This is a genomic window from Hymenobacter sp. BRD128 (assembly GCF_013256625.1).
Classification (GTDB): Bacteria; Bacteroidota; Bacteroidia; order Cytophagales; family Hymenobacteraceae; genus Hymenobacter.
The window spans coordinates 1,282,825-1,295,657 of record NZ_CP053908.1 but is presented as its reverse complement, the minus strand read 5'-3'; the positions used below and the strand labels follow the sequence as shown (position 1 = coordinate 1,295,657).

Annotated in this window: 9 protein-coding genes; 5 read left to right on the top strand and 4 right to left on the bottom strand. The window is 61.8% G+C overall.

Features of this window, described 5'->3' with window-relative positions:
- The first annotated feature begins 65 nt into the window (after positions 1-65).
- Positions 66-2,990 (top strand): TonB-dependent receptor, encoded by a 2,925-nt coding sequence (locus tag GKZ68_RS05840; RefSeq protein WP_173111871.1) that lies wholly within the window; start codon positions 66-68, stop codon positions 2,988-2,990.
- Between the two features lie 210 nt (positions 2,991-3,200).
- Positions 3,201-5,057 carry a LysM peptidoglycan-binding domain-containing protein gene (locus GKZ68_RS05835; RefSeq protein ID WP_173111869.1) on the top strand — a complete coding sequence of 619 codons (1,857 nt, stop codon included), beginning with the start codon at positions 3,201-3,203 and terminating at the stop codon, positions 5,055-5,057.
- Between the two features lie 85 nt (positions 5,058-5,142).
- Here GKZ68_RS05835 and GKZ68_RS05830 read toward each other — a convergent pair whose 3' ends face one another.
- The gene (locus GKZ68_RS05830; RefSeq protein WP_173111866.1) at positions 5,143-6,621 is read right to left on the bottom strand and encodes a redoxin family protein; all 1,479 of its coding nucleotides are present in this window, start codon (positions 6,619-6,621) and stop codon (positions 5,143-5,145) included.
- Positions 6,622-6,769: 148 nt separating this feature from the next.
- Between GKZ68_RS05830 and panB the strand changes: the two genes are divergently transcribed.
- Complete coding sequence (panB, locus tag GKZ68_RS05825; RefSeq protein WP_173111863.1) at positions 6,770-7,585, top strand: 3-methyl-2-oxobutanoate hydroxymethyltransferase; 816 nt, start codon at positions 6,770-6,772, stop codon at positions 7,583-7,585.
- 209 nt (positions 7,586-7,794) lie between these two features.
- Positions 7,795-8,517: an RluA family pseudouridine synthase gene (locus GKZ68_RS05820; protein WP_173111860.1), complete on the top strand. Its 723-nt coding sequence runs from the start codon at positions 7,795-7,797 to the stop codon at positions 8,515-8,517.
- Here the strand turns inward: GKZ68_RS05820 and GKZ68_RS05815 are convergent.
- Complete coding sequence (locus GKZ68_RS05815) at positions 8,514-9,446, bottom strand: DUF6624 domain-containing protein (protein ID WP_254244178.1); 933 nt, start codon at positions 9,444-9,446, stop codon at positions 8,514-8,516. The genes GKZ68_RS05820 and GKZ68_RS05815 overlap by 4 nt on opposite strands.
- A 266-nt stretch (positions 9,447-9,712) precedes the next feature.
- Here GKZ68_RS05815 and GKZ68_RS05810 point away from each other — a divergent pair, with 266 nt between their 5' ends.
- A complete protein-coding gene (locus tag GKZ68_RS05810) occupies positions 9,713-10,486 on the top strand; it encodes an acyl-CoA desaturase (RefSeq protein ID WP_173111858.1) in 774 nt (257 codons plus the stop codon).
- Positions 10,487-10,569: 83 nt separating this feature from the next.
- On the opposite strand, the gene GKZ68_RS05805 is transcribed toward GKZ68_RS05810, so the two are convergent.
- Positions 10,570-11,562, bottom strand: coding sequence for a Hint domain-containing protein (locus GKZ68_RS05805; protein ID WP_173111854.1), 993 nt, complete (start codon positions 11,560-11,562; stop codon positions 10,570-10,572).
- Positions 11,563-11,626: 64 nt separating this feature from the next.
- A complete protein-coding gene (locus GKZ68_RS05800; protein ID WP_173111851.1) occupies positions 11,627-12,793 on the bottom strand; it encodes a histidinol-phosphate transaminase in 1,167 nt (388 codons plus the stop codon).
- Positions 12,794-12,833: the final 40 nt, after the last annotated feature.

Here is a 12,833-nt window from a genome sequence, read left to right as displayed (position 1 = left end):
CCATCGTTCGGAGGGGCGATTGCCGCGCTGCGCTCGCCAGGACAACTGTAAAAAATCAGTACCCTATGCGCTTGCTACTCTTCGCTAGCCTGGCCTGGCTGCTTACTTTCAGCGCGGCTGCTCAAAGCACCGTGCGCGGCAAGGTGCTCGATGGCAAAGACCAGAGCCCGCTCATCGGGGCCAATGCCGTGCTCATTCACCTGCCCGACTCGGTGCGCACCGGCTCGGCCGTGGGGGCCGACGGCAGCTTTGAGATAACGGGCGTGGCGCCGGGGCGCTACGTGTTTCTGGCCTCGTTCATTGGCTACCGCGACCAGCGCCAGCCCCTTACCGTGCCGGCCGGCGGCGCGCCCATCACCATTGGCACCGTGAGCCTGGCCACCGGCGGTGTGGCCCTGAAAACGGTGGTGGTGACGGGCCAGGCGGTGCAGGCCGTGCAGCACGGCGACACCACCAGCCTCAATGCCAAGGCTTTTAAGGTAAATCAGGACGCTACGGCCGGCGACCTCGTGACCAAGATGCCGGGCATCTCGGTCGATGCCTCGGGCAAAACCCAGGCCCAGGGCGAGCAGGTGCAGCAGGTGCTCGTCGATGGCAAGCCTTTCTTCGGCACTGACCCCGACGCGGTGCTCAAAAACCTGCCGGCCGAGGCCATCGACCGGGTCGAGATATTTGACCAGCAGAGCGAGCAAAGCCGCTTTTCGGGCTTCAACGATGGCAATACCCAGAAGACGCTGAATATCATCACTAAGCCGCAGTTTCGCAACGGGCAGTTTGGGCGGGCCGTGGTGGGCGCCGGGCCGGGCAGCTCGCCCACCAGCAACCAGGCTGGCCGCTACCGGGCTAGCCTGAATCTCAACGACTTTCACGGCGACCGGCGCATGACGGTGCTGGCCCAGAGCAACAACGTGAACGAGCAAAACTTCGGCACCGACGACCTGCTGGGGGTTATCGGCAACTCGGCCCCCGGCGGGGGGCGGGGCGGCGGGGGCGGCGGCTCGGGCGCTAACCCCGGCGATTTTTTGGTGAACCAGAGCGGCGGCATCAGCAAGACCACGGCGGCGGGCCTCAACTACTCGAATACCTGGAATAAAAAGACGGAGCTAACCGGCAGCTATTTCTACAACCACTCGAATAACACGCTGAACAGCACCACCAACCGCCAGTTTGTGACCGGGGCGCTGTACAACGAAAATTCGCTGTCGGGCAGCGCCAACACCAACCACCGCGCCAATTTCCGGCTCGACCAGAAAATCGACTCCATGACGTCGGTGCTGTTTCGGCCGCGCCTTTCGTGGCAGCAAAACGACGCCAGCAAGACGCTGGCCGGCATCACTTCGCGGGAAAATGTGACGCAGAGCCAGATTAATACGCTGTACCAGAGCAACAATCAGGCAATCAACCCCGGCGGCGACGTGCTGCTGCGCCGCAAGCTGGGCCGCCGCGCCGGGCGCACGCTCTCGCTCAGCCTCAACGGCCAGTATACCGGGCGCACGGGCACGTCCATTCTCAACACCACCAACATCGGCAGCACGGCCACCAACCTCAACCAGAAGTCGCTGCTGACCCAAAACAGCGGCAGCATCGCCGGCAACCTGTCTTATACCGAGCCGGTGGGCCAGCACGCCCAGCTGCAAGCCAACTACGCCCTGAGCTACGCGCCCAACAACTCGGATAAGCGTACCTACGACTTCAACAACGGCGACCAGCAATACTCGCGCCTCGACACAGCGCTGAGCAACGTCTTTACTAATTACTATCTTACGCAGGGCGGCGGGCTGAGCTACCGCTACAATACGCGCAAAATTCAGGCCTCCATCGGGGCCAACGGGCAGGTGGCGCGCCTGCAAGGCGACCAGACGTTTCCGCGCCCCGGCCCGGTCGATTATACGTTTTACAGCGTGCTGCCCCAGGCCATGCTGATGTGGCGGCCCGACCGCGAGCACAACCTGCGGCTGTTTTACCGCACCAACACCAACGCGCCGAGCATCAACCAGCTGCAAGCCGTGGTGAACAACTCGAACCCCTTGCAGCTGACCATCGGCAACCCGTTCCTGCACCAGGAATACGCCCACAATATGGTGGCCCGCTACTCGGCTACCAAGGCCGGCAAGTCGAGTAATTTTTTCGCCCTGCTCGCGGGCAGCTACACCCAGAACCCCATCTCGAACCGCACCATCGTGGCGAGCCGCGATACTACCATCGTGCCCGTCGGCACCGACCAGGCCCTGCGCCTGCCGGCCGGCGGCCAGCTCACGCAATCCACTAATCTTCAGCAGCAGTACACGCTGCGGGCGCTGGCTAGCTACGGCCGGCCGCTGACGGTTATCAAGTCGAATATTAACCTGAGCCTGGGTGCCAACTACAACCAAACTCCGGGCCTGGTGAATGAGCAGCTCAACTACGCCCGCACGCCCTCGCTCACGGGCGGCCTCACGCTGAGCAGCAACGTGAGCGAGAAGCTGGACTTCACGCTCTTCTCCAACTCGACGCAGAGCTACGAGCGTAATACGCTACGCAAACAATTGGATAACAGGTACTTTAATCAACTTACCCGCCTGCGCCTGAGCTGGATTGTGGGGCCGGGCATCTCGTTCCAGACCGACATAACCCACACGCTGTACCGGGGCCTGAGTGCCGCCTACAACCAGGATTATGTGCTCTGGAATGCCAGCATCGGCAAGAAGATTTTTCCGGGCCAGCGCGGCGAAATCAAGCTCTACGCCTTCGATATTCTCAAGCAGAACCGCGCCATTCAGCGCAACGTGACGGTGGCGTACTACGAAGACGTGCAAACCACGGTCTTGCAGCAGTATTTCATGCTGATGTTTACCTACAATATCCGCTCGGCTAATATGACGACCCTGCCCACCGCCCCCGATGGCCCCGGGGGCCGGCGCGGGCGCGGCGGCTTTGATGGCCCGCCCGGTGGCGGCGGTGGCCCACCCGGTGGTGGCCCCGGTGGCTTTGGCGGCCCTCCCGGCGGCTAGCGTGCCCGGCGCTACTATCGATAAAGAACATCAGGCTGACGCGAGGACGCGGCGCTACCGCTTTGCTGGGATTAGTACCCTAGCGGCGGGGAGAGCTACGTCCTCGCGTCGGCCTGACGTTCTTTACAGCTTGTGTTCAAGCGGCATCTTTCCGTTTTTCAGCTAACTTGCCAACCGTAGGCGGCGTGATACGTTGACTGGCATATCGTTATGAGAAAACTTTTCCCGGCCTTGCTGCTGGGGCTAGCCAGCCGCCCGGCGCTGGCCGCCGCCCCGCCCACCGTGCCCGCCAGCCTCGACGTGGCGGGCCTGCACCTGACCCTGGACGATGAAGCCCGGCAGCTGGTGCAGGCTAAGGTAAACAGCCTCTGCCGCCACCCGGCGTCGTTTGAGGCGCGGGTGGCGCTGGCCGAGGCCGCGTTTCCGCTCATCGACCAGGTGCTGGCCGAGGAAGGCGTACCGGCCGATTTTCGCTACCTGGTGCTCCAGGAAAGCGCCTTGCAGGGCAACGCCGAGAGCGCGCACGGAGCCGTGGGCTACTGGCAGCTCAAGCGCGAAACCGCCCTCAGCCTGGGCCTGACCGTGAACGGCAGCATCGACGAGCGCCGCCACCTCACGGCCAGCACGCGCGCCGCCGCCCGCTACCTCACCCGCAATAACGCCACGCTGCACAACTGGGCCAATGCCCTGCTCAGCTACAATACCGGCCTGGGCGGCGTGCGCCCCTACACCCAACCCGCCGACGCCGACGCCACCGATATGGCTTTCACGGCCGATACCAACCAGTATCTACTCGATTTTCTGGCTCAAAAAATTGCCTTTGAGCCGGTCTGCGCCCAGCACGCGGTGCCCTTTGTGCCCTGGCGCGAGGTGCCCGCCGCCCCCGGCCAAACGCTAGCTGAGCAGGCCGCTGCCCTTACCACCGACCCTGACGCCCTGGCCCAGCTCAACCCCTGGCTACTAGCCCGCGCCGTGCCGCAGGATGGCCACGCCTACACCCTGCTCGTGCCGCTGGCCGGCGCGCCACCCGTGGCCGCTAGCCCGGCGCCGGCGCACACCTCAACCCTGCCCGCCGCGGCGTTGCCTGCGCCTACCTACCTGCGCATCAATGGAATAAAAGCAATGTTGGCCCGCCCCGGTGAAACGGCCGCGGCCCTGGCCCAGCGCGGCGGGGCTAGCCTAGGCTTCTTCTTGAAAGTGAATGAGCTGGACCACGACGAGCCGCTGGCTCCCGGCGAGCCCTACTTCTTTCAGCGCAAAAAGGAAGCGGCTGAGGAGGACTACCACGTGCTGGCGCCCGGCCAGAGCCTGGCCGCCGTGGCCCAGCACTACGGCGTGCTGCGCCACGCCCTGCGCACCTTCAACCACCTGCCCAACGACGAGGCCATTCGCCCGGGCCTGGTGCTGTGGCTGAGCCACAGCCGCCCGCGCAACATTGCGGCCGAGTATCAGCCGGTGCCGGGTACGCGGCCGGTAGCAACCGCCCGGCCGGTGCCTTTGCCAGCGTCCACCCCGGCGCCGGTAGTAGTCGCCAGCCCTGCCCCTGATGACAACGATGAGCTAGCCAGCATCAACGACTTGCCAACCGAGGTGCCGGGCCCGCCGGTGCAGCCCCTGCCCGTGCCGCACCCGGCCGTGGTGGTGGCTAGCCCGGCTGCTCCCAGCCGCCCGGCCCTACTGGCCCCGGTGGCGGTGCGGCCGGTAGCAGCACCGACGGCTCGCCCAATGGCCGATTTTAGCCATCCCTACCTGGTGGCACCCGGCGAAACGCTGTATGCGCTCGCGCGCCGCGTGGGGGTGCGCCCCGCCGAGCTAGCCGCCTGGAACGCCATCTCGCCCGCTACCCCGCTGCGGGCCGGCCAGCTGCTGCACCTCAGCCCGCCCGCCGCCGAGCCAGCTTTGCCTAGCGAATACGGCCTCCCCGGTGTGTATACGGTAGCTAGCGGCGATACCTTTTACAGTATTTCGCGGCGCTACAACTGCACCGTAGCTGAGCTACTGGCGCACAACGAGCGCGCTACCCTGGCATTGCGCGTTGGGGAAACGTTGCGCGTGCCCCGGCAGTAGCGCGCTGCTACTGGCCTCACAACAAGCCCCGCTCACGTATTGTGAGCGGGGCTTGTTATTAATTTCCTACTTGCTGGCAATCAGCTTATAGCTTATTAAGCGCTACGGCGCGGTAGGCAGCGGCGCGGCCCACGGCCGCCTTGAGGTCGTCTTGCAGGGCGCGGCTGCTAAGCACGCGCGGGTGCAGGTCGAGCAAGGTGCCGTCTTCGGCAATGACGACGGCACTAGGCAGGCGCTCAATACTGTAGGCCTGGCGCACGGCCTCGCGCTGCCCCGTCGGCACGTAGGCCTGCACGCCGCTCAGCGCGGGCTCGGCGCAGGCCACCGTTTGCTGCCAGTTGGTGAGCGACTCGTCTAAGGCGGCCATGACGATGACGATGGGCTGGCCCGCTAGGCTGGCAGTTAGTTCTTTTAGAAAGGGGATTTCGCGCTGGCTAGCCGGGAAACGACTGTCCCAGAACATCAGGTACACCAGCTTGCCCCGGAAGTCGGCCAGCGACAGATTTTGACCATCAACGGTGCGCAAGAGTACCGGCGGCGCAGCACTGCCGATGGCAAACGACTGATTATCGGCTAGGTCGGTGCGCAGCAGGGCCACCCAGCCAGCCGGCGCCTGGGCCGTAGCGGCGTAAGTGTTCAGCATGGCCTGGGCGTGCGCCACGTGCCCCTGCCGGATGGTTTCGAGCACAATGCGACCCAGCACTACGGGGCGAGCCTGCGCGCGCAATAACTTGTCGGCCAGCTGGTAGCACACGGGGTAATAATCGGGGTTTGTTGGCTGGTGGCCAGTAATGCGGGCCTGGTAATGCACGTAATCCAGCAGAAAATCCTGATAGTGCTGGCTGGTCACGGCCAGCTCATTGCCGGGCAGCAGGCCAGGTTCTTGCAGAAAATTATAGTAGTCGGCCGAGAGCTCGATGCGCGGCTGGCCGGCCACAGTTTGCTCGCGCAGGTCGGCGTAGGTGAGGCGGTCTTCGGCGTAGGCATAAGCAATATCGGCCTCGGCGTAGGCCTCAAAAGCGGGCGTAAAATTGCCGCGGTGGCTAGCCTGCTTCAACAAGCTGCTTTCGTGGTCGCGCCGGTAATCCAGAAACGATAGAAAGCCTTTTTCTAACAGCTTAATATTTTCCGGTAATACTTGATAATCTTCGTTGTTCAGATATTTACGGCTCAGGTCTTGCAAGTAATTATTGGCCGCTGCGGCCGGCCGGTGGGCGCCGCCATCGCCAGAGTCAAACTTACCGGTGGCAGCCAGGTCTGCGGCATCGCCGCGCAGTTCCAGCACGTCGCCAGGCTCCAAAAAAACGGGCATTTCCTCGTCGCCGTAGCTGAACTGCGCCAGCGTAGGCCGCGAAACGGGCACCGAGATACTAAAGTCGCCGTTGGGCCCGACGTGCACGGCGCGCTGCTGCTCGTGGGTGGCTAGCGGCTGGCTCCACCAGCTCAGTAGCAGCTTTTCGGTGCCAGTGTTAGTCAGGTGGCCGCGCAGCTCGGCCGTAGTTTGGGCCACCACGGGAGTTGCCAGCAGGCTCAGACCTGTCAGCCAAAGGGTTAGTGCTTTCATGCAGGAGAGTGAGTGAATTGGGCAAACACGAAAGTTCGTAATTTGTTGCCCCGCGTCACTATGCCAAACCGGTACCGGGCGTTCCCTTCGCCGCGCAGTTCCAAAAATTGTCGCCAGCTTTGCGCCCCCAAACCCATTTCCCGGCCCCATGTCGCAGCACAAAGAAGTCAAGCTCGTAACTACCCACCAGATGCTGGCCATGAAGCAGCGGGGCGAAAAAATCTCCATGCTCACGGCCTACGACTACTCGATGGCCCAGATTCTGGACGGCGCCGGCGTGGATGTACTGCTTGTGGGCGACTCGGCCTCCAATGTGATGGCGGGCCACGAAACCACCTTGCCCATCACCCTTGACCAGATGATTTACCACGCCCAGAGCGTGGTGCGCGCCGTAAAACGCGCCTTTGTGGTGGTCGATATGCCTTTTGGCTCGTACCAGGGCAACAGCAGCGAGGCGCTGCGCTCGGCCATCCGCATCATGAAAGAAAGCGGCGGCCACGGCATCAAGCTCGAAGGCGGGGCCGAAATTAAGGACAGCATCGTGCGCATTCTCACGGCCGGCATTCCGGTGATGGGTCACCTTGGCCTTACGCCCCAAAGTATCTATAAATTTGGCACTTACAACGTGCGCGCCAAGGAAGAAGCCGAGGCCAACAAGTTGATTGAAGACGCCCACCTGCTCCAGGAAATCGGCTGCTTCGGGCTGGTGCTGGAAAAGATTCCGGCGGCCCTAGCCAAGCGCGTGGCCGAGGAGCTCACCATCCCGGTTATTGGCATCGGCGCCGGCCCCGACGTAGATGGCCAGGTGCTGGTCGTGCACGACGTGCTCGGCATCACCAAGGAGTTTAAGCCGCGCTTTCTGCGGCGCTACGCCGAGCTGCACGACATCATGACTGCCGCTGTGCAGCACTACGTGGCCGACGTAAAAAATCGCGAATTTCCGAGCAAGGAAGAAGGCTATTAGTCTGTTAAGCAAGAATTTACCCTTGCTTCTGCACTGCTCGGCGGCGGATTAAGACTCTCCGTTGGCCGCGGGTTCTTACCTTCGCGACCAGCAAGCCATTCGTTCGGGTAGTCACGCTGAACAAACCCGCCCCAGCGCGGGCGGGCCGCTAGCTATTTTTTGGCGAACAGATTATTTTTCCCGCAGCGTGCGCTGCGGCTTCTTGCTGCGTGAATCGTCCGAACCTGTGGGCCGAAGGCCGGGAAATTATTTTTGAAGACAATCACCTGTTGGTGATTAATAAGCCCGCCGGCATTCTGGTGCAGGGCGACGAAACCGGCGACGAGCCGCTTTCCAAAAAAGCCGAGGAATACCTGAAATTCAAGTATAAAAAGCCCGGCGCCGCCTTCGTGGGCGTGGCCCACCGCATCGACCGGCCGGTGTCGGGCATCGTGGTGCTAGCCAAAACCAGCAAGGCTCTGAGCCGCCTGAACGAGATGTTCCGCGACAGCCAGATGCAGAAAACCTACTGGGCCCTCACCGGCAAGCCGCCCGTGCCCGAGCAGGGCAAGCTGGTGCACTGGCTGGTGAAGGACCCCATGCGCAACGTCACGAAGGCCTACACCGACAAGCACGGCCAGGGTCAGCGCTCCGAGCTGAGCTACGAGCTGCTGGGCCCCGCTGCCAACCGCTATCTGCTGCAAGTGAACCCCGTAACGGGCCGCCCGCACCAGATTCGGGTGCAGCTGGCTACGGGCCTGGGCACCCCTATTGTCGGCGATGTGAAGTACGGCTTCCTCAACCCGCTGCCCGACGTGAGCATCGCGCTGCACGCCCGCCAGCTCGAATTGCAGCACCCGGTTACCAAAGAAGCTATGACCTTTGTGGCACCTCTGCCCGACGCCCCGCACTGGGATGCCGCGCGGGCCTTTTATAACGAGCCGGCTGGCTAGGGATGCTTAGAAACCGGCCGGTAGTCGAGGCCGAAGTTTTTGGCGTAGTCGGCTAGCGGCTCCAGGCCCATGCTGGCGCGTCGCTCATCCACGTGCGCTTCGTCAGCGATGGGCAGAAATTCGATTTTGCCCGTGTCCGGGTTGGAGTGCAGCTGGCTGCCGTAAATCTGCGGTTTGTTTTGAAAAGTCAGCACCCGGTCTTCAACCAGGGCCAGGTTTTGCTTGGCCATTTCGCCCTTGGCGGCCGCTGTGCGCATCACGGGCAGGTATTTCTGCATGGTAGCCAGGTTAGAATGCTGGATAACGAGGAAGGCCGCCAGGCTGCCCGAACGGCCCACCAGGCTAGTGCCAGGCCAACCGTACTTGTCGATGATAGCCATGACGCGGGGCAGGTTGCGGGCATCGGCGCGCTGCATCTGGCGCCACAGCGAATCCATCTGGGGCGATTTGGAGCCGTATTTTTCCTCCGTGGGGGCTATCTGGCGGCGCAGCCCCTGGTCCGACTCCAGGATTTCGGCCAGTTTACGCTTTAGTGGCTGATTAAGCTTGGCTTCGGCTTGTATCACAGTGGCTTGCAGCTTGCGTAGCATGGGTTCCCAGCGCTTATCGGGGTGCAAGGCAGTGAGGTCGCTGTCGGTTTTGAGGTGCGTCATGTCATCCCAACCGGCGGTGGTAGCCCGGTCGAGGTTTTGGAAAGCCTTCGCGGCCTCGCCCGCCAGCGCCCAGCTGCACGCCGCATTGTAGAAGTCGCTTGCGGTGGGCTGGGCTGCTTTCTGCCGAAAGCTTTCTTCATACCGCTGGGCCGACTCGCGGTATTCCTTGTTGTGGTAAGCCGCCAGGGCCTGGGTGCGGAGCGTGGCAAAAGTTGTCTGGGCCTGAGCCGCCGTGCTCCAGCATAGCCCTAGCGCAAGTAGTAAAGTGTATTTCATAGGCTTACGTAACGCGTGGCGCGCGGCAATTGGTATGTACTTGGTAAGGTTTACGCTGCGAATTACCATGCGGGGCTTCTTGGCTAGCCAAGCTGCTTTACAATGCCTAGCGCAGCTTCGGGGCGCAGTGTAACATTATGGCATTGTGCAAGCGCAGGGTCATTCTGGCTAAACAACGGCCGTAATTTTGTCTTAACGGTTGAACTAAGCCCCTCGCGAATATGCTTGTGCGGGCGGCGCTCGCCTCACGTTTACTTCATTACCGAATGGTCATCCTGGTTTTCTTCGTTGCCCACTATTACCTGTCGCTGTTCACGCAGACGTTTTACTTGCACCGCTATGCGGCGCATAAAATGTTTACGATGAACAAGTTCTGGGAAAAATTCTTCTTCCTCTTCACGTACATCTGCCAGGGCAGCTCGTTTTTGTCGCCGCGCGCCTACGCGCTGCTGCACCGCATGCACCACGCCTACTCCGACACGGAGCTGGACCCGCACTCGCCGCTGTTTTCCAACAACGCGTTTGATATGATGTGGAAGACCAAGAACATCTACAACGACGTGCTCAATAATAAGTACGAGCTGGCCGAGCGCTTCGAGGGCGACTACCCGGTGTGGCAGGCCGTGGAGGACTTTGGCGACAAGTGGTACTCGCGCTTGGGCTGGGGCACGCTCTACGTGCTGTTCTACATCCAGTTTGCCACCGCCTGGTGGCAGTATCTGCTGCTGCCGATTCACTTCCTGATGGGACCCATCCACGGCGCCATCGTGAACTGGGGCGGCCACAAGTACGGCTACCAGAACTTCGACAACCACGACCACAGTAAGAACACGCTGGCGCTTGATTTCTTGGCATTCGGCGAGCTGTTTCAGAACAACCACCACAAGCTGCCCATGCGCGTCAACTTCGGCGTAAAATGGTGGGAGTTTGACCCCACCTACGTGGCCATCTGGACCCTGGACAAGGCCCGCATCATCAAAATCAAGCGCAAGAACGTGCAGCCCAAGCAGCGCACCAAAAAGCTGGCCCAGGCCGCTTAATTGCCAACCTGGCACATTAAAAAGAACGGGCGGCCTCGCGAGAGGCCGCCCGTTCTTTTTGTGGCTAGCGGGGGCTAGCCAGGCTATTTCTGCAATACCAGCACGCCATTCAGGATGAACGTGCTGCCCTCGCTAGCCACCAGATTGTAGACCGGCTGCTCGCCGCCTGCGTATTCCTGCTTACGCAGCACAGTATGCGGCTCGTAGGCCTGCGTGTGCGCGTTGAGGCAGAGAATCTGCTCGCCTACTGCTACTTCGCCGGCGGGCTTGGGGCCGGCCAGAGTGGGCAGCGGGTGGTTGGGCGTGGCCTCCAGCACCCGGCTGGCGAGGTGCGCGTGGGTGGACCCCTGGCTAGCCTGCTCGCGCACGGCCACCACGTCGAGGCGCGTGAGGGCGTAGTTTTTGGCGGCGTGCACCGTCAGCCCCTGCACTTCGGCAAAGCCTAGCTGGCGGGTTTCGGGGTGGATGGAAGCCACGCGGTCGCCGGCCACAATGTCGCGCAGCGGCTTGTGGCCGCCATCGGCCAAGGCCACGAGTTGGTGGCCCGGAAAGCAGATGTCGCTGCCGTAGTGGCCGGCCTCGGCGTGCAGGTCCTTGCCCTGGTTGAGGTTCTTATACTGCTGAAAGCTCAGCTCCTTCGAGAGCACGTAGCTCAGCTTGAGCACGAAGTTGGGCTCCTGCTTGTCGATGGCGTGGATGTCCTCGAAGTACTTCTCCCACACCTTGCCGTCGGCCGTAAAATCGGGCAGCAGCGCCTGGTAGCGCTTGCCGTTTTCAGTGGTGTAGAAAATCATGGTGCCGATTTCCTGCATCCCGGCTTTGGCCACCAGCTTATACAGGTCGATGCGCTTCTTCAGGCCATCGTCGCCGGTGATGAAGTAGGGTTTGCGGGCTTCGTAGCGGTCGAGCACGTAGGCGTTCTCAAACTTGACGTAGCTCTCGGTGTCCAGGTCTTTGATTTGAAAGGCCTTGGCTTTCTGGTACTCTTCGAGCGTGAGGGGGCGCGGGTTGGGTTGGGCCAGGGCCGCGCCGCTGCCAAGCAGCAACAGGCTAGCCGTGAGAAAATAGTTGCGCATGTAATTGATTTTAAATCGTTTGTCATGCTCGGCATGACAAACGGATTTTCCCTGAACCAGTTATTTATGACACCTGCGTGAAAGCCTCTGCGAAGGCCTGCATCTCATCCATTCGCCCGATGCTGACGCGGCACCACTGCTTGCCATTAAACTCCCAGTTGCGGATGCTCACGCCGCGCTTGCCCATTTCCTCCACAAAGCGCTTGCCGTCCATTTTGATGGGAAACATCACGAAGTTGGTAACCGACGGAATGTACTCGTACCCTTCGCGCTTGAGCACGTCGTAGAGAAACTGCTTGGACGCCAGCGTTTTCTTCAGCGCGTCCTGCATGTAGGCCTGGTCCTGGTAGCTCACTACCGCCGCCCGAATGGCCGGCGCCGAAATGCTCATCGGGCCTACGGCGTACTGAGCCAGCGTTTTAATCATTTCGGGCTGCGCCACGAGGTAGCCCACGCGCAGGCCGGCAAAGCCGTAGAGCTTGGAAAAGGTGCGCGCTACCATGACGTTCTGGCCCTGCTTCACAGCATCCATCAAGGACGAGCCGCGCGGGTCGGGCAGGTAGTCAATATAGGCTTCGTCGATAAAAACGGGCGTTTTCTTGGAAACCCGCGCCGTGAAAGCCTTCAGCTTGGCCATGTCGAGCACGGTGCCGGTGGGGTTGTTGGGATTGCAGAGGTACACGAGCGCGGTGCGGCCGTCGATTTTCTTTTCCATCGCCTCCAAGTCCAGCTTGTAATCGGCCGTAAGGGGCACGGCCACGATGGGCGCCTTAAACTTCTCGGCCTTGCGCGGCAGGTCGGCATACGACGGGTCGCCGGTGATGATGGCGCCCTGCTGCCCAAAGTGCATGGCCGCCGCCAGCAGTAGCGGGCTAGACCCCGCGTCGAGCATAATGTACTCGGGCGTCAGGCCCTCAAAATCCGCGATTTTTTGCATGAGGTCGCGCGCCTGCAGCGGGTACTGGTAACAGCTCGTGAGCGAATCCGTGATGGCCTGCTTGGCCTTGTCCGATGGTCCAAACGGGTTTTCATTGGCCGAGAGCCGGGCGCGCAGCTGCACCGGAGCGGCCAGTAAGGCTTCCTCATCGGTGAGCTGGCTAGCCAGCGGCGAGAGGCGCTCGGCGGGGCGGGTGGCCGCCAGCGCGTCCAAACCCGTGGGCAACAGGGCCGCGCTGCCGGCTAGCAGCGCGCCCGACTTTATCCAGCTTCGGCGGTTCATCAGGTCTTGCATGAGCGTAGAGAAGTAAAATTTAAACCATTGACTGAAAAAT